Source organism: Paractinoplanes atraurantiacus, from assembly GCF_900215205.1.
Taxonomy (GTDB): Bacteria; Actinomycetota; Actinomycetes; order Mycobacteriales; family Micromonosporaceae; genus Actinoplanes; species Actinoplanes atraurantiacus.
On the sequence record NZ_OBDY01000038.1, the window covers coordinates 30,826 to 56,377 of the forward strand.

The 25,552-nt window shown below is 69.7% G+C and carries 31 protein-coding genes and 1 tRNA gene; 15 read left to right on the forward strand and 17 right to left on the reverse strand.

Features of this window, described 5'->3' with window-relative positions; translation table 11 throughout:
• The first annotated feature begins 161 nt into the window (after positions 1 to 161).
• Both CRP55_RS46090 and CRP55_RS46095 read left to right on the forward strand, forming a co-directional pair.
• On the forward strand, positions 162 to 788 hold the full coding sequence (locus tag CRP55_RS46090; protein WP_097328434.1) for a futalosine hydrolase: 627 nt from the start codon (positions 162 to 164) through the stop codon (positions 786 to 788).
• 137 nt (positions 789 to 925) lie between these two features.
• Positions 926 to 1,738: a 1,4-dihydroxy-6-naphtoate synthase gene (locus CRP55_RS46095; protein WP_097328496.1), complete on the forward strand. Its 813-nt coding sequence runs from the start codon at positions 926 to 928 to the stop codon at positions 1,736 to 1,738.
• Positions 1,739 to 1,741: 3 nt separating this feature from the next.
• On the opposite strand, the gene CRP55_RS46100 is transcribed toward CRP55_RS46095, so the two are convergent.
• Genes CRP55_RS46100 through CRP55_RS46110 form a run of 3 tightly spaced genes read right to left on the reverse strand, consistent with a single transcriptional unit; the run spans position 1,742 to position 3,002 of the window.
• Positions 1,742 to 2,128 (reverse strand): cold-shock protein, encoded by a 387-nt coding sequence (locus CRP55_RS46100; RefSeq protein ID WP_097328435.1) that lies wholly within the window; start codon positions 2,126 to 2,128, stop codon positions 1,742 to 1,744.
• 50 nt (positions 2,129 to 2,178) lie between these two features.
• Entirely contained in the window at positions 2,179 to 2,802 is a 624-nt protein-coding gene (locus tag CRP55_RS46105; RefSeq protein WP_281260860.1) for an HAD family hydrolase, read from the reverse strand.
• Positions 2,799 to 3,002, reverse strand: coding sequence for a hypothetical protein (locus CRP55_RS46110; RefSeq protein WP_097328436.1), 204 nt, complete (start codon positions 3,000 to 3,002; stop codon positions 2,799 to 2,801). The genes CRP55_RS46105 and CRP55_RS46110 overlap by 4 nt, the downstream gene beginning before the upstream one ends.
• A 97-nt stretch (positions 3,003 to 3,099) precedes the next feature.
• Here CRP55_RS46110 and CRP55_RS46115 point away from each other — a divergent pair, with 97 nt between their 5' ends.
• Genes CRP55_RS46115 through CRP55_RS46125 form a run of 3 tightly spaced genes read left to right on the forward strand, consistent with a single transcriptional unit; the run spans position 3,100 to position 7,907 of the window.
• Positions 3,100 to 5,529, forward strand: coding sequence for a helicase-associated domain-containing protein (locus CRP55_RS46115; RefSeq protein WP_097328498.1), 2,430 nt, complete (start codon positions 3,100 to 3,102; stop codon positions 5,527 to 5,529).
• Positions 5,530 to 5,582: 53 nt separating this feature from the next.
• Positions 5,583 to 7,244, forward strand: a complete 1,662-nt coding sequence (locus CRP55_RS46120; protein WP_097328499.1) for a DNA repair helicase XPB — start codon at positions 5,583 to 5,585, stop codon at positions 7,242 to 7,244.
• A 36-nt stretch (positions 7,245 to 7,280) separates the two neighbouring features.
• Positions 7,281 to 7,907, forward strand: a complete 627-nt coding sequence (locus tag CRP55_RS46125; RefSeq protein ID WP_097328437.1) for a maleylpyruvate isomerase family mycothiol-dependent enzyme — start codon at positions 7,281 to 7,283, stop codon at positions 7,905 to 7,907.
• A 108-nt stretch (positions 7,908 to 8,015) separates the two neighbouring features.
• Here CRP55_RS46125 and CRP55_RS46130 read toward each other — a convergent pair whose 3' ends face one another.
• The gene (locus CRP55_RS46130) at positions 8,016 to 8,582 is read right to left on the reverse strand and encodes an HAAS signaling domain-containing protein (protein WP_097328438.1); all 567 of its coding nucleotides are present in this window, start codon (positions 8,580 to 8,582) and stop codon (positions 8,016 to 8,018) included.
• On the reverse strand, positions 8,579 to 8,923 hold the full coding sequence (locus tag CRP55_RS46135; RefSeq protein ID WP_097328439.1) for a PadR family transcriptional regulator: 345 nt from the start codon (positions 8,921 to 8,923) through the stop codon (positions 8,579 to 8,581). Before CRP55_RS46135 ends, CRP55_RS46130 begins: the two co-directional genes overlap by 4 nt.
• A gap of 61 nt (positions 8,924 to 8,984) precedes the next feature.
• Between CRP55_RS46135 and CRP55_RS53685 the strand changes: the two genes are divergently transcribed.
• Positions 8,985 to 9,134 carry a hypothetical protein gene (locus CRP55_RS53685; protein WP_179855644.1) on the forward strand — a complete coding sequence of 50 codons (150 nt, stop codon included), beginning with the start codon at positions 8,985 to 8,987 and terminating at the stop codon, positions 9,132 to 9,134.
• Positions 9,135 to 9,163: 29 nt separating this feature from the next.
• Here CRP55_RS53685 and ligD (CRP55_RS46140) read toward each other — a convergent pair whose 3' ends face one another.
• Together ligD (CRP55_RS46140) and ligD (CRP55_RS46145) are read right to left on the reverse strand one after the other, a co-directional pair.
• On the reverse strand, positions 9,164 to 10,069 hold the full coding sequence (gene ligD / locus CRP55_RS46140; protein WP_097328440.1) for a non-homologous end-joining DNA ligase: 906 nt from the start codon (positions 10,067 to 10,069) through the stop codon (positions 9,164 to 9,166).
• The gene (gene ligD / locus CRP55_RS46145) at positions 10,059 to 11,009 is read right to left on the reverse strand and encodes a non-homologous end-joining DNA ligase (RefSeq protein ID WP_097328441.1); all 951 of its coding nucleotides are present in this window, start codon (positions 11,007 to 11,009) and stop codon (positions 10,059 to 10,061) included. Before ligD (CRP55_RS46145) ends, ligD (CRP55_RS46140) begins: the two co-directional genes overlap by 11 nt.
• A gap of 72 nt (positions 11,010 to 11,081) precedes the next feature.
• On the opposite strand from ligD (CRP55_RS46145), the gene ku reads away from it, so the two are divergent.
• The 4 genes from ku to CRP55_RS46160 are packed head-to-tail and all read left to right on the forward strand — an operon-like array spanning position 11,082 to position 13,776.
• Positions 11,082 to 11,963 carry a non-homologous end joining protein Ku gene (ku, locus tag CRP55_RS46150; RefSeq protein WP_097328442.1) on the forward strand — a complete coding sequence of 294 codons (882 nt, stop codon included), beginning with the start codon at positions 11,082 to 11,084 and terminating at the stop codon, positions 11,961 to 11,963.
• Between the two features lie 13 nt (positions 11,964 to 11,976).
• Entirely contained in the window at positions 11,977 to 12,465 is a 489-nt protein-coding gene (locus tag CRP55_RS46155) for an NUDIX domain-containing protein (RefSeq protein ID WP_097328443.1), read from the forward strand.
• A gap of 37 nt (positions 12,466 to 12,502) precedes the next feature.
• Positions 12,503 to 12,784, forward strand: coding sequence for a hypothetical protein (locus CRP55_RS55390; RefSeq protein ID WP_245923780.1), 282 nt, complete (start codon positions 12,503 to 12,505; stop codon positions 12,782 to 12,784).
• Positions 12,685 to 13,776, forward strand: a complete 1,092-nt coding sequence (locus CRP55_RS46160) for an MFS transporter (RefSeq protein ID WP_245923781.1) — start codon at positions 12,685 to 12,687, stop codon at positions 13,774 to 13,776. The genes CRP55_RS55390 and CRP55_RS46160 overlap by 100 nt, the downstream gene beginning before the upstream one ends.
• Before the next feature lie 168 nt (positions 13,777 to 13,944).
• On the opposite strand, the gene CRP55_RS46165 is transcribed toward CRP55_RS46160, so the two are convergent.
• From CRP55_RS46165 to CRP55_RS46175, 3 genes are read right to left on the reverse strand one after another with little or no spacing between them, the layout of a single operon-like run.
• Positions 13,945 to 15,204 carry an MFS transporter gene (locus CRP55_RS46165; RefSeq protein ID WP_097328444.1) on the reverse strand — a complete coding sequence of 420 codons (1,260 nt, stop codon included), beginning with the start codon at positions 15,202 to 15,204 and terminating at the stop codon, positions 13,945 to 13,947.
• Complete coding sequence (locus tag CRP55_RS46170) at positions 15,201 to 15,770, reverse strand: TetR/AcrR family transcriptional regulator (protein WP_097328445.1); 570 nt, start codon at positions 15,768 to 15,770, stop codon at positions 15,201 to 15,203. Before CRP55_RS46170 ends, CRP55_RS46165 begins: the two co-directional genes overlap by 4 nt.
• Complete coding sequence (locus CRP55_RS46175; RefSeq protein ID WP_097328446.1) at positions 15,767 to 16,327, reverse strand: sugar O-acetyltransferase; 561 nt, start codon at positions 16,325 to 16,327, stop codon at positions 15,767 to 15,769. The genes CRP55_RS46170 and CRP55_RS46175 overlap by 4 nt, the downstream gene beginning before the upstream one ends.
• Positions 16,328 to 16,366: 39 nt before the next feature.
• Here CRP55_RS46175 and CRP55_RS46180 point away from each other — a divergent pair, with 39 nt between their 5' ends.
• Positions 16,367 to 17,494, forward strand: coding sequence for a geranylgeranyl reductase family protein (locus CRP55_RS46180; RefSeq protein ID WP_245923782.1), 1,128 nt, complete (start codon positions 16,367 to 16,369; stop codon positions 17,492 to 17,494).
• Here the strand turns inward: CRP55_RS46180 and CRP55_RS46185 are convergent.
• The 5 genes from CRP55_RS46185 to CRP55_RS46205 all read right to left on the reverse strand — a co-directional run bounded on the left by CRP55_RS46185 (position 17,491) and on the right by CRP55_RS46205 (position 20,248).
• Entirely contained in the window at positions 17,491 to 18,021 is a 531-nt protein-coding gene (locus CRP55_RS46185) for a DUF6226 family protein (protein ID WP_097328447.1), read from the reverse strand. The two genes, CRP55_RS46180 and CRP55_RS46185, sit on opposite strands and share 4 nt — an antisense overlap.
• Before the next feature lie 57 nt (positions 18,022 to 18,078).
• A complete protein-coding gene (locus CRP55_RS46190) occupies positions 18,079 to 18,279 on the reverse strand; it encodes a DUF397 domain-containing protein (RefSeq protein ID WP_097328448.1) in 201 nt (66 codons plus the stop codon).
• A gap of 204 nt (positions 18,280 to 18,483) precedes the next feature.
• On the reverse strand, positions 18,484 to 18,699 hold the full coding sequence (locus tag CRP55_RS46195) for a DUF397 domain-containing protein (protein WP_342751621.1): 216 nt from the start codon (positions 18,697 to 18,699) through the stop codon (positions 18,484 to 18,486).
• 10 nt (positions 18,700 to 18,709) lie between these two features.
• A complete protein-coding gene (locus tag CRP55_RS46200; RefSeq protein ID WP_097328449.1) occupies positions 18,710 to 19,627 on the reverse strand; it encodes a helix-turn-helix domain-containing protein in 918 nt (305 codons plus the stop codon).
• 165 nt (positions 19,628 to 19,792) lie between these two features.
• Positions 19,793 to 20,248 carry a DUF6232 family protein gene (locus CRP55_RS46205; RefSeq protein ID WP_097328450.1) on the reverse strand — a complete coding sequence of 152 codons (456 nt, stop codon included), beginning with the start codon at positions 20,246 to 20,248 and terminating at the stop codon, positions 19,793 to 19,795.
• Between the two features lie 402 nt (positions 20,249 to 20,650).
• Between CRP55_RS46205 and CRP55_RS46210 the strand changes: the two genes are divergently transcribed.
• The 3 genes from CRP55_RS46210 to CRP55_RS46220 all read left to right on the forward strand — a co-directional run bounded on the left by CRP55_RS46210 (position 20,651) and on the right by CRP55_RS46220 (position 22,782).
• Positions 20,651 to 21,109 (forward strand): DUF2231 domain-containing protein, encoded by a 459-nt coding sequence (locus tag CRP55_RS46210; RefSeq protein WP_097328451.1) that lies wholly within the window; start codon positions 20,651 to 20,653, stop codon positions 21,107 to 21,109.
• A 27-nt stretch (positions 21,110 to 21,136) separates the two neighbouring features.
• On the forward strand, positions 21,137 to 21,682 hold the full coding sequence (locus CRP55_RS46215; RefSeq protein ID WP_097328452.1) for a type 1 glutamine amidotransferase domain-containing protein: 546 nt from the start codon (positions 21,137 to 21,139) through the stop codon (positions 21,680 to 21,682).
• An 890-nt stretch (positions 21,683 to 22,572) separates the two neighbouring features.
• Positions 22,573 to 22,782, forward strand: a complete 210-nt coding sequence (locus CRP55_RS46220; RefSeq protein ID WP_097328453.1) for a hypothetical protein — start codon at positions 22,573 to 22,575, stop codon at positions 22,780 to 22,782.
• 17 nt (positions 22,783 to 22,799) lie between these two features.
• Here CRP55_RS46220 and CRP55_RS46225 read toward each other — a convergent pair.
• A tRNA-Thr gene (locus CRP55_RS46225) sits at positions 22,800 to 22,873 on the reverse strand.
• A 100-nt stretch (positions 22,874 to 22,973) separates the two neighbouring features.
• Between CRP55_RS46225 and CRP55_RS46230 the strand changes: the two genes are divergently transcribed.
• On the forward strand, positions 22,974 to 24,695 hold the full coding sequence (locus tag CRP55_RS46230; protein ID WP_097328454.1) for a metallophosphoesterase: 1,722 nt from the start codon (positions 22,974 to 22,976) through the stop codon (positions 24,693 to 24,695).
• 8 nt (positions 24,696 to 24,703) lie between these two features.
• On the opposite strand, the gene CRP55_RS46235 is transcribed toward CRP55_RS46230, so the two are convergent.
• The gene (locus CRP55_RS46235) at positions 24,704 to 25,540 is read right to left on the reverse strand and encodes a PSP1 domain-containing protein (protein ID WP_097328455.1); all 837 of its coding nucleotides are present in this window, start codon (positions 25,538 to 25,540) and stop codon (positions 24,704 to 24,706) included.
• Positions 25,541 to 25,552 lie beyond the last annotated feature (12 nt).

Consider the following 25,552-nt stretch of genomic DNA (forward strand, 5'->3'; position numbering starts at 1 on the left):
GAGGTCGGCGAGAGGGAGACGGGTGTTCGAGGACTCACGCCGCTGGGTGGTCGCCGCTTAATGCGGCTGCGCCAGCCGCGGGCGTCGGCTGGTCCGCGCTGGCCGGCACACCCGCCGAGGGCGGCCACCGTGATCGGGTGCGTGACCACGACAATCACCGCATGAGTTATCCGCTGCTCGTGGTCACCGCGGTGGCCGCCGAGGCCGAGGCCGTTCGCGCTGGAGCCGACCCCGCCCACGTCGTGGTCGAGGCGGTCGGGGTGGGTCCCGCCGCGGCCGCCGCCGGCACGGCCCGGCTGCTGGCGACCGGCGACTACCGCGCCGTCATCTCGGCCGGGATCGCCGGCGGCTTCGCCGGGCGGGCCCCCGTCGGCGCGACTGTCATCGGTGTTCGGAGCATCTGCGCCGATCTGGGCGCCGAGTCGCCTGGCGGCTTCCTGCCCATCGAGGAGCTCGGCTTCGGCACCAGCCTCGTCTCCGCCGACCCCGGGCTGATCGAGGCGATGACCACAGCCCTGCCCCACGCGGTCACCGGCGACGTCCTCACGCTCAGCACGGTCACCGGCACCGCTGCCACCGCCGTTCGCCTCGCCGAAGCCTTCCCCGGCGCGGTGGCCGAGGCCATGGAGGGTTTCGGGGTTGCCATGGCGGCGGGCCGCACGCCTTTCGCCGAGCTGCGCACCATCTCCAACCCGGTCGGCCCCCGGGACCGGGCCGCCTGGCGGCTCAAGGAGGCCATCGCCGCGTTATCCACAGCTTCTGCCGCCTTGTGGACAACCTGTGGATAACGCTGTGGGCAACGATCTGTGACGCTTGCCGCTCGGGCCGCGAAGCGCGAGCGTGAGGGACATGTGGCGCTGAGTGTGGGATTGGGAACAGGCGTCGTACACCGCCGTCCACCGGTCCCGCGTTTAGCGTGGACGTCGTGGCGCTTTCACTCGCGGTTTCGCCGTGTCCCAATGACACGTTCGTCTTTCACGCCCTCGTGCACGGGCTCATCCCGGGCGCACCGGAGGTCGATCTGACCTTCGCCGACGTCGATGTGACAAACACGGCGGCCGAGCGGGGCGAGTTCGATCTGGTCAAGGTGAGCTACGCGGCCCTGCCGTGGCTGCTCGACGACTACGACCTGCTGCTCACCGGCGGCGCCCTCGGCCGCGGCTGCGGCCCGCTTGTGCTCAGCAAGAACGGCGAAGACGACCTCACCGGCAAGACCGTCGCCGTTCCCGGTGACCGCACCACCGCCTACCTGCTCTTCCGCCTGTGGGCGGCCGACCGGCAGCCGGGGAAGATCGAGGTGGTTCCGTTCCACCAGATCATGCCCGGGGTGGCCGACGGCACGTACGACGCCGGCCTGGTCATTCACGAGGCCCGCTTCACCTACCAGCGCTACGGCCTGACCTCGATCGTCGACCTCGGCGAGTGGTGGGAGCAGGACACCGGCCTGCCGATTCCGCTGGGCGCGATCCTCGCCAAGAAGGGCGCCGTCGACCCGGCCGAGGCCACCGAGTGGATCCGCAACTCGGTGAGCATGGCCTGGGCCAACCCCGACGCTAGCCGCGACTTCATCCTGCAGAACGCGCAGGAGATGGAGCCCGACGTCGTACAGCAGCACATCAATCTCTATGTGAACGAGTTCACGCTGGAGCTGGGCAAAGACGGACTCGCCGCCGCCGACGCCCTGTTGCAGCGTGCGGCGGCGGCGGGTTTGACGCCGGCCGTGAAGCCCTTTATCTAGGAATCAGACTTCGAACTCTTTGGCGACCGCGTGGACCAGCTGCGCGATCTTCTGCGCGGTGCGCTTGTCCGGGTACCGCCCGCGGCTCAGCCCGGGCTGTACCTGTGACTCCAGCACCTTGATCATGTCTTCGACCATGCTGTGCAGCTCCTCCGCCGGGCGGCGGCGGAGCTCGGACAGCGACGGCGGCGCGTCGATCAGTTTGACGCCCATCGCCTGCGGGCCGCGACGGCTGTCCACCAGGCCGAAGTCGACCCGCTGTCCCGTTTTCAACTCGGCCACACCGGCCGGCAGCGCGCCCTTGGGCAGGAACACGTCGCCGCCCTCATCGCTGGTGACGAAGCCGAATCCCTTCGCCGCGTCGTACCACTTCACTCGACCCGTGGGCACCGCTGACCTCAACTTCACTCAATGGAAACAACCGCTCGACGCAAGGCTACTTAAGCGGTGGGCCCGGACCCAACTGCAATCTCACGCAGGAGGGCCGGGAACCCATTGAGGTCCGGCAGAACGTACGCGGCGCCGGCCGCTTCCAACTCGGCGGGGGCACACGGTCCGCTGGCCACGCCGATGCCGGGCACGCCGGCGGTCCGGGCCGCGATCATGTCGCCGGTGTGATCGCCCACATACCAGCGCACGCCGTGCTCGGTCAGCGCGGCCGCCTTGCCCTCGGCGAACAGGTCACCGGCGAGTTCGTCGGCAGTCAGGCCGAGGTGAGCCAGGTGCAGCTCCGCCAGCTTCCCCAACTTCGAGGTCACCACGACAACCCGAAGACCGATTTCCCGTACGGCGTTCAGCGCCGCGACCGCGCCCGGCATGGGCACCGTCGGCGTGATCGCGTAGTCCGGGTAGAGCCCGCGATAGGTGGTGACCGCCTCCTCGACCTGGTCGGCCGGGAACCAGTTGGCGATCTCGGTGCGCAGCGGCGGGCCGAGCCGGGTGACGACCAGATCGGCGTCGACGTACACGCCGGTCAGCTCGGTCAGCGCCCGGTAGGCGGCACGGATCCCCGGCCGGGAGTCGATCAGGGTCATGTCCAGATCGAAACCGACCGCGGGCCTCACGCGGGGGTCGACGGGATGTACTTGAGGCGGCTCACCGGCAGCGGGAAGGTCTGGTCGTCACCGAACGGCGACGGCGCGGCGGCCCGGTCGGACAGGATCTCGGAGACGTCCATGTGGCCCTGGGGAGCGGCCGACTTGGTCTGGCGCGGACCGGCGCCACCCTCGACGGCGGTACCCGGCAACTTGTTCTGAGCGGCCACTGGATCTTCCCCTTACACGAAACAACGAGAGGTAGTGAGCCAGCCCGCCCGGGCTGGTCCCTTCAATATCGTCCCACGACGGCTAGCGTTGAACACGATGGCCACCACATTCGCCGATCAACTCCGGTCGCTCACCGACGAGGCGCTGAGCGCGCTCATTCAGCTGCGCCCCGACCTCGTCGTGCCCGTTCCCGCCGACGTCTCCGCCCTCGCCGTCCGCGCGCAGTCCCGCGGCTCGGTCGCCCGCTGCCTGGACGGCCTGGACGAGTTCACCCTCCAGATCCTCGACGCCGCCCGCCTGACCCGCTCGGCCGAGACCGCCCTGACCTCGGCCGGCGCCATCATCGAGCTGGCCGCCGGGGTGGCCGCCGACGACGTCCGCGTCGCGATCGACCGCCTCCGGGTCCGCTTCCTGCTGCACGGCCCCGAGGACGCGCTCGAGGTCACCGGCGCCGTGGACGAGGTCACCTCGCCCTACCCGGCCGGCCTGGGCCGCCCGGCCGACTTCCTCGACCCGAGGACGGCCGCGCTCTGCGCGGACAAGGCCAAATTGCGGCGTACGGTGCTGGCCGCCCCGCCCGCGGCGCGGGCCGTGCTCGACCGGCTGGCCGAGGGCCCCCCGATCGGCGCGCTGGGCCGCACGACGAAAGCCGAGCCGGTGCGATGGCTGGTCGATCAGCACATTCTGGTGCCGATCAGCGAGGCCGGTCGTTCCCCGCGCCCGGACGGCGAGCTGGTGGAGCTGCCCCGCGAGGTCGGCCTGCTGCTGCGCCGCGAGAGCGGGCCGCTCGGGCCGATGCGCCCGTTCCCACCGCTGCCCGAGGGCACGGCCCGCGATCCGAAGTCGGTCGACTCGGCCGGCGCGGGCCAGGTGATGGAGGCCGTTCGCAGCACCGAGGCGCTGCTGGAGGCGCTCGCGGCCGAGCCGGCTCCCGTTCTGCGGGCGGGCGGTCTCGGGGTGCGCGATCTGAAGCGTCTCGCGCGCGGGGCCGGCCTGGACGAGCCCGGCGCGGCGCTGCTGCTCGAGATCGCGTACGCGGCCGGGCTGCTCGGCGAGAGCGACGTCGCCGGTTCGGGCCGCTCGGTCACGGTCAGCCGCGCCGCCGGCCAGATCGACGAGATCTTCCTGCCCACCGGGGCGTACGACCTGTGGCGGGCGCTCAGCATCGCCCAGCGCTGGACCGCCCTGGCCCGCGCCTGGCTGATGATGACCCGCCAGCCGGGCCTGGTCGGGCAGCGCGACGAGCGGGACCGGCCGATCAACGCGCTGGCCCCGGACGCCGAGCGGGCCGGCGCCCCGCAGGCGCGCCGGGAGGCCCTGCTCGTGCTGACCGACCTCAAGCCGGGCACGGTGCCGGCCGTCGACGAGGTGCTCGGCCTGCTGGCCTGGCAGAGCCCGCGCCGGGCCCGGGGCCGTGAGGCGACCCACCGCGACGCGCTGAGCGGCGCCGCCCTGCTGGGGGTGACCGCGCTCGGCGCCATCACCTCGTACGGCCGCCTCCTGCTGGAAGATCCGGACATCGACGACAGTGATCCGCTCGGGGTGCGGCCGGCCAGCTCGGCCGAGGCGCCGGGTGACGGGGTTCGCGCGCTGGACGAGCTGCTGCCGGCCCCGGTCGACCATGTGCTGGTGCAGGCCGACCTGTCGGTGGTCGTGCCGGGTCCGCCCGAGCCCGAGCTGGCGGCCGAGCTCGACGTGGTCGCCGAGCCGGAGTCGGCCGGCGGCGCGAGCGTCTTCCGGGTGACCACGGCCAGCGTGCGGCGCGCCCTCGACGTCGGCTACACCGCCACCGACCTGCACACGCTGTTCCGGCGGCGGTCGCGGACGCCGGTGCCGCAGACGCTGACGTACATGATCGACGACGCCGCCCGCAAGCACGGCGGGCTGCGCGCCGGCTCCGCCGGGTCGTACCTGCGCAGCGACGACGAGGCGCTGATCGCCGAGGTGCTGACCGACAAGCGGCTGGCCTCGCTGGGCCTGCGCCAGATCGCGCCGACCGTGCTGGTCAGCCCGTTGCAGGTGGCGCGGCTGCTGGGCGGGCTGCGCGACGCCGGGTTCGCACCGGTGGCCGAGGACGCGGGCGGGGCGGCCGTGCTGTCGCGGCCGAAGGTCCGCCGGGCACCGACCCGCACCTCGGTGGCCGCGCGAGCGGCCGAGCACGCCGGGCCGCCGAGCCTGGCCGGGCCGCGCCTGGCCGGGGTGGTGGAACAGATCCGCCGGGGCGACATCGCGACGCGGGCCGCGCGGCGGGCGCCGGCCGGGGTGCGCGCGGCCAACGGCCAGGGCGCGCCGGGTCTGACTCCCGTCCAGCAGCACGGGCAGGCCATGGCGGTGCTGCAACAGGCCGTACGGGAAAAAGCACGGGTTTGGGTGGGTTATGTCGACTCGCATGGGGCGACGCTGTCGCGCTTGGTCAAGCCCGTGTCGCTGAGTGCCGGATATCTGCGGGCCGAGGACGAGCGGACCGAGACGCTGCACACCTTCGCGCTGCACCGGATAACCGCGGCCGTGCCCGAACAGGAGTAGCCGGAAGCGTGTCAGACTGGAGGGTCGTTGTTTGCTCTTCGGAGGGTGTGCACGTGAGCGGCGGACCGCTGATCGTTCAATCCGACAAGACACTTCTCCTCGAGGTCGACCACCCGGACGCGCAGGCGTGCCGGATGGCGATCGCCCCGTTCGCCGAGCTGGAGCGCTCGCCCGAGCACGTACACACGTACCGGCTGACGCCGCTCGGCCTGTGGAACGCCCGCGCCGCCGGTCACGACGCCGAGAGCGTGGTCGACTCGCTGATCAAGTTCTCGCGCTACCCGGTGCCGAACGCGCTGCTGGTCGACGTGGCCGAGACGATGGACCGCTACGGGCGCCTCCAGCTGGTCAACGACCCCAACAACGGGCTCGTCCTGCGCGGCCTCGACAAGATCGTGCTGATCGAGGTGGCCAAGTCGAAGAAGCTGGCCGGCATGCTCGGCGCGAAGATCGACGACGAGACCATCGTGGTCCACCCGTCCGAGCGCGGCCGGCTCAAGCAGGCGCTGCTCAAGCTCGGCTGGCCCGCGGAAGACCTGGCCGGCTATGTCGACGGCGAGGCCCACGAGATCAACCTGGCCGAGGACGGCTGGACGCTGCGGTCCTACCAGCAGGACGCGGTCGACGGCTTCTGGGCCGGCGGCTCCGGCGTCGTGGTGCTGCCCTGCGGGGCGGGCAAGACGCTGGTCGGCGCGGCCGCGATGGCCACGGCCAAGGCGACCACGCTGATCCTGGTCACCAACACGGTGGCCGGCCGGCAGTGGAAGCGTGAGCTGATCGCGCGGACGTCGCTGACCGAGGAGGAGATCGGCGAGTACAGCGGCGAGCGCAAGGAGATCCGCGCGGTCACCATCGCCACCTACCAGGTGCTGACCTCGCGCCGCGGCGGCGCCTTCACCCACCTCGACCTGTTCGGTGCCCGCGACTGGGGCCTGGTCATCTACGACGAGGTCCACCTGCTCCCGGCGCCCATCTTCCGCTTCACGGCCGACCTCCAGGCCCGCCGCCGTCTCGGTCTCACGGCCACGCTGGTCCGCGAGGACGGTCGCGAGGGCGACGTCTTCTCGCTGATCGGCCCCAAGCGCTACGACGCGCCCTGGAAGGACATCGAGTCGCAGGGCTGGATCGCGCCCGCCGAGTGCGTCGAGGTCCGGGTCACTCTCACCGAGGCCGAGAGGATGTCGTACGCGGTCACGGAGGCCGAGGAGCGCTACCGCGTGGCCGCCACGGCGCGCACCAAACTGCCGGTGGTGCGGGCTCTGGTCGACAAGCACGCCGACGAGCAGGTGCTGGTCATCGGCGCCTACATCGACCAGCTGCACGAGCTGGGCGAATACCTGGACGCGCCGATCGTGCAGGGCTCGACCACCAACAAGGAGCGCGAGCGTCTCTTCGACGCGTTCCGCGCCGGTGAGCTGCGCGCCCTGGTCCTCTCCAAGGTCGGCAACTTCTCCATCGACCTGCCCGAGGCGGCGGTGGCCATCCAGGTCTCGGGCACCTTCGGCTCCCGGCAGGAGGAGGCCCAGCGCCTGGGCCGGGTGCTGCGCCCCAAGGCCGACGGCCGCCAGGCCCACTTCTACTCGGTCGTCTCCCGCGACACCATCGACACCGAGTACGCGGCCCACCGCCAGCGCTTCCTGGCCGAGCAGGGCTACGCCTACACGATCGTCGACGCCGACGACGTCCTCGGCCCGCCGCTCCCCCAGATCGACTGATGGTGTTCTTGGGCTGAGCGGTCCTAGCGTGACCTCATGTGGGACGTCATCGTCGCCGAGCGCCTCGCCCTGGCCGACCTGCTCGACTCGCTCTCGCCCGAGGAGTGGGGCCGGCCGTCGCTGTGCCGGAGCTGGACGGTGCACGACGTCGCCGCACACATGACGATGCAGCAGCTGGGCCTCGCCGGCCTGGTCGGCGTGGCCATGCGGTGGCGGGGCAGCATGGCCCGCACCACCCGGGAGGCGGCCCGTCGCCGGGCCGCCGACCGGGCGCCGGCGCAGATCGTCGCCGAGATCAGGGAGACCGCGCCCCGTCACCGCCACACGGTCGGCGTCAGCCGGCTCGAGACGCTGACCGACCTGCTCGTGCACACTCAGGACATCGCGGTGCCGCTCGGGCGCCGGCACGACATGCCACCGAAAGCCGCGGCGGTGGCGGCGACCCGGATGTTGACGATGCGCTGGCCGCCCCCGTTGCCGTCGGCCCGCGCGGCGGCGGGTTTCCGGCTCACGGCCACCGACACCGACTGGACCTGGGGCTCCGGGCTCGGCGTCCAGGGCCCGATGTCGGCCCTCCTGCTGACCTGCTGCGGCCGCGACGTGGCCAGATCCGAGCTGTCCGGCCCCGGCGCCCCCGACCTGATCGCCCGCCTCAGCCGCTGACCGCGCCAGCCGGCCCTCCGACCTGTTCGCGCCCAGCCGGCCCTCCGACCTGTTCGCGCCCCAGCCGCTGACCGCGCCCAGCCGGCGCGCCCGATCTGGTCGCGCGAATCAGCCGGTGACCGTCGGCGTCGGCGGGTCCACCAGGTCGGCGGTGGCCGTCGGCGCCGGCGGGTAGACGTCCACGGCCGGCTCGGGCGCGCTTTCGCCGCCCCGGGCCAGCGCGAAAAAGCCGCACAGCACGAAGAGCACGACGATCGCGCCTCCGGCCACTAAACCGATCAGCGCCCAGTTGGTCGACCGCGGCCGGGCCGGCGGCACAGGCGGCGGATAGACGCCGGCCGACTGGGCCGTCGGCGGATAGAAGCCGGCCGGCTCGGACGGCGGCGCATAGGGGCCGCCCGGCTGGGACGGCGGTGCATAGAAGGCCTCTGGCCGGCGCGGCTGGGTGCCGGCCTCCTCGTGCGCGGCGGCGGCGATCGCCTCTGGGGTGCCGAGCCGCTCGAGCACCTCGATGACCTCGCCCTCGGAGGCCAGGTTGCGCTCGTCGCGCTCGGTGGCGATGTGCGCGGCCAGGTCGGCGAGCAGCTCGCGGCGCTGAAGCACCGGCAGCCCGGCCAGTCGCTGGTCGACCTCGCGCAGATATTCGGCGACGACGTCGGTCTGATTGGTCTTCATGCGGCCTCACCGGTTCCCACGAGTCGGTCCACGGTCTGTCGGAAGGAAACCCATTCGCTGCGGAAGTGCTCGAGCGCGGACCGGCCGGCCATGGTCAGCCCGTAGTAGCGCCGGGGCGGCCCGGACGGCGACTCGACCCACTTGCTCTCCAGCCAACCCGACCGGCGCAAGCGCGACAGCAACGGATAGATCGTCCCTTCGCCGGCGGCCAGGTTGGGCTCCTCACCGAGCCGCCGAACGATCTCGTTGCCGTACCGGTCCTCGAACTCCACCATCGCCAGGACACAGAACTCGAGCGTCCCCCGCCGCAGCCCGGTCGCCAACTGCGAGACATCTCCCATGCGCCACACAGTACCTGGCGACGCAAGGTAGAGCTATCCGACGGGTCTCGGGATCACCGCCGTGCCGTTGGAGCACCTGCCTGATCAGCGCGACACCGGCGTCGAGGTCGTCGAGGACACCGACGCTGAATCGGACGGCGGCCCCTCCACGTCCGGGCAACAGGGTGGCTCCGCTCGACTCGGCCCAGCCCAGGTCCGCCAGTGCGCCTGATCGTTCTGGGCAGCGGCATGCGCGGCAGCCTAGGGCAGGACGGGTCCCTTGCGCAGGAGGCCTTCGAGCAGGTCGCCGTGCTGCTCGACGCGTTCGAGCACCTCGTCCGCGCGGAACTGCCGCGGCTCCTCGTCGCCGGTGGCTATGGCCTCGACCTCCTCCCACAGCAGCGGGGTGGAGGCGGTCGGCTGCTCCTGGGCGCGCAGCGAATACGGGGTCACTGTGGTCTTCGCCGCGGCGTTCTGACTCCAGTCGATGAAGACCTTGCCGGGACGGATGGCTTTCGCCATCTTGGCGGTGATCGAGCCGGGGACCATCGCCGCCAGCTCTTCGGCGATTTTCTTGGTGTACGCCGACACGACCTCCGAGTCCTGCGTCCCCGAGATCGGGCAGCAGAGCTGCATGCCCTTCTTGCCCGACGTCTTGGGCCACGCCTCGACACCGTCCTCGGCGAGCCGGTCGCGCATCAGCACCGCCACCGCGCAGCACTCCCGCAGCGCGGCCGGCGCACCCGGGTCGAGGTCGACCACGAGCAGGTCCGGGTTCTCGCCGATCCGCCACTGCGGGGTGTGCAGTTCGAGCGCGGCCAGGTTGGCCAGCCAGACCAGTGTCGCCAGCTCGTCGACCACCACGAAGTCGATGGTCTCGCGGCTCTTCGTCGACCCGGGAACGGGCAGCGTTTCCAGGCGCACCCAATCGGGCGTACCCCCGGGCTTGTTCTTCTCGAAGAAGTGGACGCCGTCGACGCCGTTCGGGAAGCGGATCCGGGTGACCGCCCGCCCGGCCAGATGCGGGAGCATCACCGGCGCGATCCGCGAGTAGTAGTCGATGACCTCGCCCTTGGTGAACCCGGCGGCCGGGTACATCACCTTGTCCAGGTTGGAGAGTTCCAGGTCACGGCCGTCGATCGAGACCGGGAGCCGGTCACCGGCCATCCTCGTCCTCCTCCGCGCACTCCTGCGGCGTCTTGTCGTCACGCAACCGCAGGAACCGGGGGAAGCGCAAGCGCCCGTCCGGCGTCCGGTTGCCGTAGCGGATCTCCACCACCATCTCGGGTCGTACCCAGTGCGCCCCTCGCGAATCCTCGCGCGGCACCGCGCCGGCCACGAACGGCGAGCTTCCGGCGCTGAGCGGCTCCAGCCGGGACAGCAGCTCCTTCTCGGCGACCGCCCCGATGCCGCCGCCGACCCGGCCCCGAAAGGCGAGCCCGTCCGGTGTCGGCACGCCCACCAGCAGTCCCCCGAGCTTGCGGGCGCCCGCTCGCCACCCACCGATCACGTAGTCGCCCGTACGGTCAAATTTGACCTTGACCCAGTCCGGAGACCGCGTGCCGGGGAGATAGACCGAGTCGGCGCGCTTGGCGACCACGCCCTCGAGGCTGTTCTCCCGGGCGGCGGCCTCGGTCGCCGGTCCGTCGCCGAACGACGGCGGCACCATCCAGCGCGGCCCGGCCAGGCCGAGCTCTTCGAGCTTCTCGCGGCGGGCCAGATAGGGCAGGCCGGTGTAGTCCAGGCCGTCGTGATAGAGCAGATCGAAGATCATGTACGTGACGGGGGCAGTCACCGACAGCCGGGCCGCCTTGGAGCTGTCGCGGACGTGCATGCGCTCGGCCAGCGCGGTGAACGACGGCCGGCCCTTGGCGTCGAGCACCACCATCTCGCCGTCGAGCAGCGTGCCCTCGGGCAGGCTCAGGCCGGCGATCTCCGGATAGGCGGCGGTGACCACGGCGCCGGAGCGCGCGAACAGGGCGGGTGGACCCCCGGCGAAGAGCGCGAGAACGCGGACACCGTCCCACTTGAACTCGTAGCTCCACTCCGGCCCGGCCGGCAGCGCACCGGCGGTGGCGAGCATGGGAGACAGCGGCGCACCGGGCACCCGATCACCATAGGCAGAGCCGAACACCTTACGCAGGCGTCTCAGTGATGCCATTCTGATCAGGGGGTTCTCATGAGAGCGATCTGGAAGGGCGCCGTCTCCTTCGGCCTGGTGTCCATCGCCGTGAAGCTTTATTCGGCGACCGAGGAGAAGGACATCCGGTTCCACCAGGTGCATCGCACCGACGGGGGCCGGATCAAATATCAGCGCACCTGCTCGATCGACGGCGAGGTGGTCAGCTACGACGACATCGCCAAGGGCTACGACATCGGCGGCGGCGAGATGGTCATCCTGACCGACGAGGACTTCGCCGACCTGCCGCTGACCACGTCCCGGGCGATCGACGTGCTGGAGTTCGTTCCGGCCGAGCAGATCGACCCGATCCTGTTCGCCAAGACCTACTACCTCGAACCCGAGGGCCAGGCGGCGAAGCCGTACGTCCTGTTGCGTGACGCCCTGCAGGACGCCGACCGGGTCGCGGTCGTCAAGATCGCGCTGCGTCAGCGGGAACAGCTGGCCACCCTGCGCGTGCACGAGGGTGTGCTGGTGCTGAACACCATGCTCTGGCCCGACGAGGTGCGCACCCCCGACTTCGGCTTCCTCGACGAAGACATCGAGACCCGCCCGGCCGAGCTGGCCATGGCGTCGTCGCTGATCGACTCGATGGCCGGCAGCTTCAAGGCCGAGGAGTTCACCGACAACTACCGGGCCGCCCTCCAGGAGGTCATCGACGCCAAGGTCGAGGGCCGCGAGGTGGTCCAGCCGGAGGAGACCGAGGAGGCGCCGGCGGCCGCGGTCGATCTGATGGCCGCGCTGAAGGCCTCGGTCGAGCGGGCCAAGGCCGCGCGCGGTGAAAAGGAAGCCCCGGCTAAGAAAGCTGCGCCCGCACGGAAGAAGGCGACACCGGCGAAGAAGGCCACACCCGCGAAGAAGGCGGCCAAGAAGTCGGCATGATTAAAGTTGCCCCGTGGCACTGACGTGGGACGAGTCTTATCTGGGCAAGGTACGCGCGAGTGTCGGCGACACCGACACGATCCTGTTCGTGGGCGCGCGCGGCGTGATCATCGACGATCAGAACAGGCTGCTGCTCATCCAGCGGTCCGACAACCACCGCTGGGCCATTCCGGCCGGCGCGATGGAGCTCGGCGAGAGCATGCAGGAGTGCGCGATCCGCGAGGTGTGGGAGGAGACCGGCCTGCGGGCGACCTCGCTGACGCCCTTCGCGTTCTACACGGCGTACACGTACACGAACGACTACGGGCACACCTACCAGCAGATCCTCATGTCGTTCAAGATCGACACCTGGGAGGGTGAGCTGCTGCGCGAGACCGAGGAGTCGGTCGACGCCGGCTTCTTCGCGCTCGACGCGCTGCCCGGGCCCAAGTCCTTCGTGATCGACGAGACCCTGGCCGACCTGGCGTCGTTCCAGGCCACCGGCCGCCTCGTACTGAAATGAGTCGCGTCTAAGCCTTCCGGTCGGGCACGATCCGCAGGTGCTCGACCTCACGCCGCTGCGCACGTCCCGCGACTACCGCCTGGTCTTCGCGGGTGGAACCGTCTCCGGTTTCGGCTCTTTCATCACGTACGTCACCATCCCGTTCCAGGTCGCGCACCTCACGAACGACCCCCTGATGGTCGGCCTGCTGGGCGTGTGCGAGCTGGTCCCCTGCTGGTCATGGCGTTCGTGGGCGGGGCGCTGGCCGACTATCTGGACCGCCGCCTGCTGGTCCGGGGCGGCGAGTTCGCCCTGGCCGCGCTCACCGCCGTACTGCTGATCAACGCCCTTTCCTCATCGCCACATCTGTGGCTGCTCTATGTGGTGGCGGCGCTGACGGCCACGGTCGACGGCTTGCAGCGCCCGGCCTTGGAGGCGATGGTTCCCCGCCTGGTGCGCCCGGAGGAGCTGCCCGCCACCATGGCGCTCCAGTCGCTCGGCATGCAGATCGCCCAACTCGGCGGCCCGGCCCTGGCCGGCCTCCTGATCGCCACGATAGATCTTGCTTGGGTGTACGCCTTCGACCTGCTCACCTTCGCGGTCTCGCTCACCTGCCTGACGCTGGTGCGGGCCGTGCCGCCACCACCGGACGCCGACCGCCCGTCCCTGCGGGCGGTGGTCACGGGCCTGCGGTACGCCCGTTCCCGCCCCGAGTTGCTGGGCACCTACCTGGTCGACATCAACGCCATGTTCTTCGGCATGCCACAGGCCCTCTACCCGTTCCTGGCCACCCAGCTGGGCGGCCCGCGCGTGCTGGGCCTGCTCTACGCGGCTCCGGCGGTCGGCTCGCTGCTGGCCACGTTGGGCAGCCGCTGGACGGCACGGGTCCACCGCCACGGCCTGATGGTGGTGATAGCCGCCGCCCTGTGGGGCGTGGGCATCATCGGCGTGGGCCTCTCGAACACCCTCTGGCTCACCTTGTTCTGCCTGGCCTTCGCCGGCGCCGCCGACATGATCTCCGGCATCTTCCGCGCCATCATCTGGAGCCAGACCATCCCCGACCATTTGCGAGGCCGCCTGGCCGGCATAGAGATGCTGAGCTACACCACGGGCCCGTTGCTGGGCCAGTTGCGTTCCGGCGCGATGGCCCGAACCCGCCTGGGCGTGACCGGCTCCATCTGGCTGGGCGGCCTCCTGTGCGTGGCCGGAACAGCCGCCTTGGCCGTTGCCCTGCCCCGCTTCCTCCGCTACGACGGGAAAGACGGCATGGCCCTGAAGAAGGCCGCCGACGAGGCTTGGGCCGCCGCCGCAGCCGCCCGCGCCACCTCCTGACGGCGGCCGCGTGGGCCGACGGTCGATTTCCAGCTGACGCAGTTCCCGGCGAAGCGGGCGGAGCCCGCGAGCCCGGGAAGCCACGCAGGACAGCCCGGCAGCCGGGTGAGGAGGGCGAGTCGCACGGACCCGGCCCTAGCTCCCCGGCCACTCCTCGTGGATTCGTAGTTAATGGTCGTTTTTGTCGTCGGCCGAGCCCGGCAGAGGCTTGACCGCGCCGGCCAGCGTGATCGACACAATGAGTAGGACGGCCACCGCTACCAAGGCGTTCTTCACCGTGACGTGGTCGCCGAGGAAGCCGATCAAGGGCGGGCCGCCCAGGAACGCGCAGTAACCGATCGAGGCGACCACGCTGACGCGGGCGGCGGCGTGAGCCGGGTCGTCGGCGGCGGCGCTCATGCCGACCGGGAAACCGAGGGACGCGCCCAAGCCCCAGAACAGGGCGCCGACGAAGGCGACCGGCGTGTTCGGGCCCAGGATGTAGAGGGCCAGCCCGAGCAGGGAAATCACGGCTAGGACCCGGACCACCGGCACGCGGCCGTATCGGTCGAGCAGCGGCGGGCCGAACCAGCGGCCGGCGGTCATCGCGGCCAGGAACAACGCGAAGGCCAGCGTTCCGACCGCCGCCGAGGCGCCGTGGCTGTCGATCATCGAGACGCTGATCCAGTCGATGCCGGCACCCTCGGTGAAGGCGAACGCGAGGACGAAGACCCCGACCAGGATCGTCCGGGGCTCACGCCAGGTAGCCAGGGCGCGAGAGAGACGACTCTCCGTGGTGACAGTGACCGGCGCCGTCGATCCCACCATCGTCGGGTCGGAGGGAGTGACGGCCGGCGCCGGGCCGTCGTCGTCGGGGCCGAAGGCGCGGACCGACAGGACGACGACCACCGCGATGACGATCGCCGTGACCGCCAGATGCAGGGTGACCGAAATGTCCAGGGCGACGGCGGCCACACCGACCAGCGCGCCCGCCACCGTGCCGACGCTGAAGCCGGCGTGGAAGCGCGGCATGATCGCCTTGCCGAGGCGGCGTTCGACGATCGCGCCCTGCACGTTCATGCCCACGTCCCAGGCGCCGTTCGCGAAGCCGAAGACGAACAGCGAGGCGACCACCGCCCACACGCCGTGCAGATAGCCGAAGGAGACGCCGAACATCGCGACGCCGAGCACCGCACCCATCGCGCCGACCGTACGCCGGGAGCCGAAGTGCGACACGATCTGGCCCGCGAGCAGCAGCGACACGATCGAGCCGGCGGCCAGCGCGAGCAGTACGAGGCCCAGGCGGGACGGGCTGAGGCCCAGCTCGTCGCGGACCTGCGGGATCCGGGAGGCCCAGCTCGCGGCGGCCACGCCGGCGAAGATGAAGGCCAGGTAGACGGCGCGGGTCGCCGCCCGTACCTCCGTGGTGGCCGGCGTGGTGGTGGTCATTCAGCGACTCCGAGGAACCGGCGGACGATCGCGCGGGTCTCCGCCCGGTCGAAGGGTGCGGTGGACAGCGTGCGGTGCATGACGAGGCCCTCGATGAGCGCGTCGACACCGCGGGCCGTCACCGGGTCGATGAAACGCTCGAGCACGGCCCGTGACCGGCGCATCCACGACTCGGTCACGCTGCGCAGCGCCGGATCGCGCAGCGCGGCCAGATAGAGCTCGTACGAGACCACCCAGTCCCGCTCCGTGCCGCCGGCGTCGCCGTTGATCAGGTCGGCCACCGCGTCGGCGAAGCCCTCCAGGTCGCGCACGCCGGCGAAATGCGCCTCGTAGCGCGGCGACATCTGGTCGGACAGCCGGCGGAAGGCCTGCGCGAGCAGGTCGTCGATGCTGTCGAAGTGATAGGTGATCGAGCCCAGCGGCACGTCGGCGGCGGCCGCGATGCGGCGGCTGGTGGTGCCGGCGACGCCGTGGTCGGCCACCACCTCGAGCGTCGCGTCGATGATCCGGCTCTTGCGCTCGGGGTCGTAGCGGCGCGGCGAGCGCGCCGCGGGCACCGTGGTCACGGCTCCACCTCCCGGATGACGCGGGCCGGGTTGCCCACGGCGACCACGTTCGGTGGCAGGTCCTTGGTGACGATCGCTCCCGAGCCGACCACGGTGTTCTCGCCGATGGTGACGCCGGGCAGGACGATCACGCCGCCGCCGAGCCAGACGTTGTCGCCGATCACGATCGGTGTGGCCGCCTCCCACTTGTCGCGTCGCGGCCCGGCCGCGACGGGATGCCAGGCGGTCAGGAGCTGGACGTTCGGCCCCATCTGCACGTCGTCGCCGATCGTGATCGGGGCGACGTCGAGGCAGATCAGCCCGAAGTTGGCGAACGTGCGGGCCCCGACGAAGGTCTGGTAGCCGTAGTCGCAGCGGAACGGCGGGCGGATCTCGCTGTCCTCGCCGAACGATCCGAGCAGCTCGGTGAGCAGCTCACGGCGCAGCTCGCCGTCGGCCGGGTCGGCCTGGTTGAGGCGGTGGGTGAGGGAGGCCGCGCGGAGCATCTCGCGGGCCAGGTCGGGATCGTCGGCCTGGTAGAGCTCGCCGGCGAGCATCCGGTCGCGCATGGAAGCCATGCGTACGATCGTACATAGAACCCTGGATAGAATGCGGCCGTGATCGCGAAGCCGGCTTGGGATGTCGTGGTGGTCGGCGGCGGCCCGGCCGGTTTGTCGGCGGCGCACGCGGCCGCGACGGCCGGCGCGCGCACGATCGTGCTGGAGCGAGCCGAGCACCCCCGGTACAAGACCTGCGGCGGCGGCCTCCTCGGCAGCTCACTCGCCCTCGCGGCCCCGCTCGTCGACGTGCCGGGCCGGGACAGCATCGAGTCGATCACCTTCACCCGGGACGGCCGGCGTTCCTTCACCCGGCACGCGAGCGGCCGGCCGCTGCTCACCATGGTCCGCCGCGACGAATTCGACCTGGCCTGGTCCAAGGCGGCCGCCGCGGCGGGCGCGACCGTGCGGCAGAACAGCCAGGTCCGCGCGATCGACCAGGACGGCGACGCGGCCACCGTCACGCTGGCCGGCGGCGAGCAGGTCACCGGCCGGGTGGTGATCGGCGCCGACGGCTCGGCCGGCATCACCTCCCGCTACGTCGGCATCACCCTCGACCAGCAGGATCTCGGCCTCGAGGTGGAGCTCGCGGCGACCGAGGACGACCGGCGGCGGTGGCGTGGCCGGGTGCTTCTCGACTGGGGGCCGTTCCCCGGCTCCTACGGCTGGGTCTTCCCGAAGGACGACGAGCTCACGGTCGGCGTGATCATGGCGAAGGGCAACGGCACCGAGACCAAGCGCTACCTGGGCACCTTCGTCCAGCGGCTGGGCCTGAGCAGCCGCGAGGTCGTTCGCGACTCGGGCCACCTCACCCGCTGCCGCAAGCCCGACTCCCCGCTGCGCCGCGGCCGGGTCATGGTCGCCGGCGACGCGGCCGGCCTGCTGGAGCCGTGGACCCGCGAGGGCATCAGCTACGCGCTGCGCTCCGGCGCCTGGGCGGGCGCGGCCGCGGCCGGCGGCGATCTCGGCGCCTACGAGCGGCGGGTCGCGAGCGAGCTCGAGCCGGAGATGGCCGCGGGCCGACGCCTGCTCGGCGCTTTCTCCCGGCACCCCGCGGTGGCCCACCTGGCGATGGGCACGCCGCTGGGCTGGCGGGCGTTCGAGACGTTCTGCCGTGGCGATCTCTCGATGGCGCGGGTGCTCGAGCGGCGAGGCGTCCGAGCGATCCTCAGTCTCTTCCGCTCTTAATCAGAACCGCCGCGCGTGGGCCAGGGCGCCCACAACACCGGCGCGGCGAAGCCACCGCGGCGCGCGTCACGGGCGTCCCGGCGGGTCAGCGGCCCCTCGCGACGGCCGTTGACGCCGACGCCGATCAGCCTCGTCTCGAACCAGGAGCCACCCACACCGCGGCGCACCCGCTCCCACAGACCACCCTCGACCAGGGCGAACGCCTGTTTACGGAGCACGTCGACGAGCTGGGCCGGGTCTTCCGCGCAGACCTCGCACCCACAGGCGGGCAGCGCCTCGGCCCACCACCGGCCCAGGCGAACGGTGAGGCCCGGAAAATCGGTGAAGGCTATGGCGAGGGGAGCTGCGGCGGGCGTACGCGGCATGAGCCGCTCCATCCGCACCAGGGCCTCGGCCGGCCCCAGCTGCTCCTTGGTCTCCCTGCGGTCGACCACATAACGCTGGTCCAGCTCGTCGAGCAGCGCCTCAGCCGCGTCGTGCAGGACAGCGAAGCGGTTGGCGCCGGTAATGTGCGGGTCGGCCCTCACTCGCGCAGTATGCCGCTCTCGGCCAGCGGCAGACCAGCGGTTCGGCCGGATCCCGCCTCATTCGAAGGAGAACTCGTCCTGCTTGACACCCTCCACGAACGCCCTCCACTCCGAGGGGTCGAAACAGAGGACAGCTCCCCCGGGGTTTTTCGAGTCGCGGACGAGAATGTTGCCGTCCGCCTGGGCGACTTCGACGCATGTGCCGCCGGAGCATCGTCTCGCGCGGCGCCATCGTAGTTCGTCGGTCCGGTAGTTCATTTGCACACCTCCGTGCCGGTTCCCGAAGTCCACGTTAAGGGACCGTTTCGGGGTGCGGCAGGAGTGAATGCCGACGTACGGGGAATTTATGCGCTTATATGTGGCTCAGGCCGTTTTACGGTGCACGGTCGAGTCGGCTAGCCGACAGTTCTAAGTACCGCCCTGCGTAAGAGCGTACGCAGGGCGGCGGGTGGTGCAGGCCGATCAGAACGCGAAGTCGCCGGCCTTCACGCCAGCCGCGAACGCGAGCCACTCGTCCTCGGTGAACGAGTGCGGGGGCAGCTGCGGGTTCTTGCTGTCACGGATCAGGTACTGCCCATCCACCTTGGCAACTTCGACGCAGTTACCCGCAGCGCACCGGCTGCTCCGGCGCCACTCCAACTCGCGCATCTCTCTACTCCTGTGGTTTTCAAGGAACATTATATAAATTTCAACTTTTAACGTCGTGAGGGTTGGCCTCAAGCTCGTCTATACGCTTCTGCACGTAGGCGGTCGTGTCGCCCTCGTTGTCCGCGGCTTTCCAAAGTTGATCAAAACGCTTGCGGTGCCGCGCGGTGTCGGCACGAGTCTCGACGATCTCGTCGGTCACGCCGTTTTCGCGGTACATGACCTGATTGTTCTCCCGCGCGCCGCCCACCGTGGCCAATTCGAAACTGCCGTTGTTGGCGATCGCGATCTCCAGGCTGAACGGCAGCATGCGCAGCTTGTACAGCCCGCTCTTGGAGAGCTCGATGAGCAGACGGAGCTGCTCGACGAAGGCGGTCCGGCCCCCGAACGACCTCAGCAGCACCGACTGATCAAGCAGGACAAGGTATTCCAGCGCGTCGCCGCGGTTGATCAGCGCTTCCCGCCTGTGAGCGCGCGCCTCGACCAGAGCGTCGACTTTGTCCTGAGAGAAGTCGGCCTCGTCCATCCACGTGCCGGTCAACGCCGTCCCGTACTCGGGGGTCTGCAGCGGACCGGGGATGTAGAAGATGTTGAACGAGCGCAACTGCGAGGCCTCGGCCTCGTACTCCACGAACTTGCGGAAGCTCTCCGACATCTGGTCGCGGAAGCGACCCTCCTGCCACCACACCGACTCGGGCTTCTGCCTCGTCCGGGCGATCCGCGCGTCGGCCAGCAGGGAGTTGATCTTAGTTTTGTCGCGGACCCCGAGCAGCCCGAGCAGGCCGCGCAGGTCGTTGATCGAGACGGTGACGTCGCCCTTCTCGATGCGGATCACCTTGCTGTTCGACCACTCCATCTCCTCAGCCACCTGCAACTGAGTCAGACCGGCCGCCTCGCGAGCCTCGCGTAGCGCAACGCGAACGCGCAGGCGTGCAATCGTCGGCGAATCGCCCTCGGCCATGAGTCCTTCATCGTTGAAGCAGCGGCGTGGATGGGTCGGTGCAGGATGCTACCTCGCTGATTGCCTACTGGCCATCAGCGAGGCAGCTTATTCTTACGTCCTACCAGAACGACGCGGGCGCCGTGCGGTTTTGATTGAAACGTCCCCGTCACTCCGCCGGGTTTGTCACGCGGCGGCGAACCGAAGATCCCCCGCAGGTGGCCGAGCATCCTCCATTGCTCTTCGCAGAGCACGCTTGACCTGGTTGAACTGCCTTTCGTCAGCACACGAGTAGAGGACCACCTCGACACCGCGGTAGCCCGCGTGCAATTCCCACGCGCGGCCACCCTTACGGCGGAACATGGACGGCAGAGCACAAGCCACGGGAACCGTCACGGCAACCAGGCCGATGGCATACGCGTGCGGTGGCTCGAGCACCGTCCAGCCCGCGCCGATCGCCCCGACCGTCAGGGCGGCGGCCACAGAGACCCGTACGGGTGACGCCGGCTCGGCTACCGCTCGCAGCTGGCCGACATTGCGGAGATCGCGGACCACGTAGCTCCTGACGGGCGTGGTCCTCCAGACGAAGTAATCGTCGGTTACCACGGCGTCCGGCCCACGGTAGTAGGTACGTTTGCTCATGGCGCACTCCTCTCAACTGCAGCTTGCGAGGAGAGGAAATTGGGGCCACGATGGCTGAAGCGATAGACAGACCCTCGCGCCGATGATCCTTTCCACGCTGTTGATTGGACGCAGCAAGGCGCAGAGGCAGGAACGGCACCCGGTTGCCGCCGGGTGCCGTTTGTTGCAACTCCTTCTCTTCCGTCTCCGCCCTTGTTGCTCTACTAGCAGTAGAGCACGCCACACGGCTGTCCGCTACACATCAATCTGCCATGTTGCAGATTGCGTACAAGCCGACTGCCATGGAGAGGCCCGTCACTCCGGCCGGCCGACAGCGTTTCATTGACGAACAGGCCGGGTAGGCCACCGAGGGATGCCACTGTCGATCCTGTAAAAGCGCAGGTGGAAGGGCGATGAACCCGCATGGAGAGCCGACTCAAGATCGCGGGCCAGGCGGTGCAACCCATCCTGGTGATGTTTCCCCTCGGCCTGTTCGCGATGGCCCTCATCTTCGATACGGCGAATCAACTGGGCGGCCCTAGCATTCTGGGAACCCTGGCCTACTGGAACATCGTGGCCGGCCTGGTCGCCGGAGTTCTCGCCGCCACCGCCGGCGCCATTGATCTCGCTTTCGTCCGCCGCGCCGACACGAAGCGGCTCGGCGTGCTCCGCACCTTGATGAACATGGGTGTCCTGTTCCTGTTCGCCGTCATTCTCATGGTCCGCGTCGGCAGTCCCGATCGTGCCGCCGGTACCGGCCTTTATCTTCTCGAGATCATCGCGCTCGCCATCTGCGGATTCGGCGCCTGGTTCACCGGACAGGTGGCCAACGGCCGTACGCCGGCGTTTGCCCGGGCTGCTCTGGGGAATCGCGGTTACTGATCTCTTTGTCAACGAAAGGGGCAACCGATGACCACCACGATTCAGGGCAAGCGCGTTGCCTTCCTGGCGACCGACGGCGTCGAGGAAGTCGAGTACACGGAGCCGCGCAAGGCCGTGGAATCGGCCGGCGGCACCGCTGAGCTGGTCTCCATCAAGGACGGCGAGATCCAGGCCGTCAACCACATGGACAAGGCGGGCACGTACCGGGTGGAGAAGTCGGTGAAGGACGCCGACGTCTCCGACTACGACGCGCTAGTCCTCCCCGGCGGCGTCGCGAACCCCGACTTCCTGCGCGCCGACAATGACGCCGTTCGATTCGTTCGCGATTTCATGGCCTCCGGCAAGCCGGTCGCCGCCATCTGCCACGGCCCGTGGACCCTGGTCGAGGCGGGCGCGGTCAGCGGCCGCACCATGACCAGCTGGCCCAGCCTGCGCACCGACCTCGCCAACGCCGGCGCCACGTGGGTCGACGAGGAGGTCTTCGTCGACGACCGCCTCATCACGAGCCGCAAGCCCGACGACCTGCCGGCTTTCTGCGGCGAGCTGCTCTCGTCGATCGCCAAGGCCTCATAGGTCACCATGAGCAAAATCAAAGGCCCAGGTCTGATGACCTGGGCCTTTCGGAAACCACATCGCGGCTTGTCGTTCGCCCCATCGAGTGATGGCCAGCGGTTCTTGTCATACGGTGCCCTTAGCGTCACGCCATGAGCTATAACCCTCACCGCCAAGCCGCTCTGGCAGTAGCGGACCGATGGATGGCCGATCCAGAACTTCGAGAGCACATCGCCTACGCATACCAACTCACACGCGATCAAGACCCAGATTGCGCACCGGTGATCGACATCTTTGGGCAGCCGCATCGCGGATGGGACGTAGGGCAACTATTCGCTCTTGCCTGCCTCGATCACCTACTTGTCTCCGGCAGACTCTACGTCGCGGAACACCCGCTCGGGACTGCTCCGAAACGCGACAAGCATCGCGAGGCGAATCAGGCGGCTCTAGCGACATACCTCGATCCCGACTCACGCGCCGCTGTAGACCTCATGCAACGGGGCGCAGAGTGCGACGGGCTGTTGACGTGGAAGACGCCGATACCGGCTTCCGGAGCGTCAGGAGTCATCGAGATCCCTCCCGGGTCTGCTCCGCTGGAGATCGGCGCAACCGATGCAACCACCACGTGCCTACACCTTTGCCGTCGCGGAGCCGTTGCACGCTGGCCGTATGGACACAAAACGCTCTGGACAATCGGACTCCGCGACCGGGGAGAGATCCAATCTGTGAGGACGGGCATCGCAGACACGGACGACGACTTCATAGGCGGTCTAGCAGAGTTCATGAACAACGTCTGGTGGGGATGGCACAACAGGGGGCCGGCAACTCTGATGCGCGGCCTACCGGTGGGCGCCCCGTCAACGTGATCCTTGGCGGCTCCACCATCATGGCCTCAGTGGCGCAGCGCGACGATGGGCATCGGCCGGTTCACCAGCCAGGACGACGACCAGCTCCGCGACAAGGAGACCGGAGATCCGGTGCGGCTTGTCCGCCTGCTCGACCTCGACCTGGACGCGGGCGGGCTCGACCAGGTCGCTCGGCAGCGTGCGGACTATTTGCGGACCAGGACCACCCCACACACCGTCGTGGAGCTGTTCAAAAGAAGAAGCCCAGGCCGATGACCTGGGCTTTCACTCTGAGCCGCCTGACGGAATCGAACCGTCGACCTACGCATTACGAGTGCGTCGCTCTAGCCGACTGAGCTAAGGCGGCAACGATGACCAATGGTACGCCATCGGCCCGGGGGCGGTGCGGCGGGTCCGGTGTAAACGCGGGAGCGAATCTGTCGTACGACGGGACTACTGTGCCTGACGTGACCGTCGATCACCCGCAGCCGGCCCCGCAGGGGCAGGTCGTGCCGCGCCGGCCGACCAGCATGGATCCTCGCGAGCTGGGCTTCGAGCCGAAACGCCCGGTCGGCTGGCTTGCGCCGTTGCTGCTGCTCAGCACCGGTCTGCGGGCCCTGCTGGCGATCCTGTTCGGTGCCTACCTGGACAAGCGCGAGCTGCAGAACTCGCTCGACGGCGGCTGGTTCGACCACTCCAAGACGGCCGACGGCGAGCTCTGGCTCGACTACGTGGCCGACCTCGGCGACGGCTTCCACGCCACCTATTCGGTGGCCTGGCTTCTCGCCCAGCCCACCCTCCAGGTGGGTGACACGACGCTGCCGCGCGGGCGGCTGCTGCTCATGGGCGGCGACCAGGTCTACCCGCTGGCCAGTGGCGACGGCTACGAGAGCCGGATGAAAGGCCCCTACCGGGCGGCGCTGCCCGAGGCGCCCGCCGAGGGGCACCGGCCGACGCTGTTCGCCCTGCCCGGCAACCACGACTGGTACGACGGTCTGACCGCCTTCCTGCGGCTGTTCGCGCGGCGCAAGGACGGGCACATCGGCGGGTGGCGCACCGAGCAGCGGCGGTCGTATTTCGCGGTCAAGCTGCCGTCGGACTGGTGGCTGTTCGCCATCGACGAGCAGTTCGGGGCGTACATCGACGATCCGCAGTTGCTCTACTTCGAAAAGGCGGCGCGTGACCTCGGCCCGGAGGACAGGGTCATCCTCATGACGCCGTCGCCGAAGTGGGTCAAGGCGGCCGACGACCCCAAGGACTACGACGCGATCGACTATTTCGTACGGACGATCATCGCGCCGCGCAAGGCGACGGTCCGGGTGATGGTCTCCGGCGACCTGCACCACTACGCGCGCTACGGCGACGACGACCGGCAGCTGATCACCTGCGGCGGCGGGGGCGCCTACCTGCTCGGCACGGCCCAGCTGCCCGGCGAGATCGTGGTGCCGCCCGAGGGCACGCTGACCCGCAACCGCAGCGTGAGCCACACCTACCCGTTCCAGAAGTCCTTTCCCGACGCGGCCTCGTCCCGGCGGATGGGCTGGGGCGTCTTCCACCGGGTGCCGACCCGCAACCCGGGCTTCGCCACCATGCTCGGCATCATCAACACGCTGACCATGCTGGCCATGGCGGGCGCGGTCGCGCAGGCCGACATCTTCAAGCGGCTGTTCAGCATCCCGCTGGTCTTCATGCTCGCGGTGATCCTGGCCGGCACGGTGCTGTTCGCCCAGCCGCCCGGCGCCGACAAGCCGAAACACGCACGGCACTGGATCCTGGGCCTGCTGCACGGCTTCGCCCAGATCGCGCTGGCCGCCGGCGGCACGTGGCTGTGGCTACGGTTGCCGTTCCACGACTGGTCCTGGCCGGGCCCGCTGGTGGTGGCGGCGGTGCTCTACCTTCCGGTCGGCGGGTTCATAGCCACCCAGGTGTGCGCGCTCTACCTGCTGATCGCGAGCCGCTTCGACGTCAACGTCAACGAGCTCTTCGCCGGCCAGGGCATCGAAGACGCGAAAAGCTTCCTGCGCCTGCACATCGACCGCGACGGCACCCTCACCATCCACCCGATTGGCATCGACAAAATCAGCCGCAAGTGGAAAGCCGACCCGGAGGGCGCCCCAGATGCCTCCTGGCTGCGCCCGGCCGAGCCCCTCGTCGCCCGTCGCATCGAGGAGCCGATCCAGGTGCGTTAGCCGCCGCCCTAGCCGTATTGCTCGTCGTGAGCCTGGCGAGGCCCGCAGACCGAGGCGCGGCTGCACGAGCAGCGGGAGCCGTCGGCGTCGAGACGGACGACGACCGAGTCTTTGGGCACGCTGTGCGCGACGACGCGGCCGTCGCCCTCTTCAGTGGTGACCCGGCTGCCGATCGTCGGGGCCGACGCCTGAAACTTTTGATACAGAGGATGTTCGTATTTGAGGCAGCACATGAGGCGGCCGCAGGCGCCGGAGATGCGCAAGGGGTTGAGGGGCAGGTCCTGGTCTTTTGCCATGCGGATGGTGACCGGCTCGAAGTCGGTCAGGAAAGTCGCGCAGCAGAGGTCGCGGCCGCATGAGCCGATGCCGCCCTGTACCCGGGCCGAGTCGCGGGCGGAGAGCTGGCGCAGCTCGACCCGGCAATGCAGGGTGGCGCCCAGGTCGCGTACGAGAGACCGGAAATCGACGCGGTGGGGCGCGGTGAAGTAGATCGTCGTGCGGGCGCTGTTGCCGCCCGTCGGGTCGAGCACGTGATCGACGGCGACGACCTTCATCGGCAGCTCGTGCGCCTTGATCAGCTTTTTGGCGGCGACCTTGGCCTCGGCCTTGCGTTTGCGCAGCAACTCGTCGCGCCGCAGATCGTTCTCGTCGGCGATGCCGGCGACCTTCGGGAAGCCCGAGGTCTCCTCGCTCACCCACTGCGCCGCCCAGACGCACTCCGCCACCTCGGGGCCGTCGTCCGTGGGCACCAGCACACGGTCGCCGACCTGGGGCGAGAACTCGCCCGGGTCGAGGTAGTAGAGGCGGCCGTACCGGTTGAAGCTGACCGCGCACAGCATGCCCATGGTCACCACCCT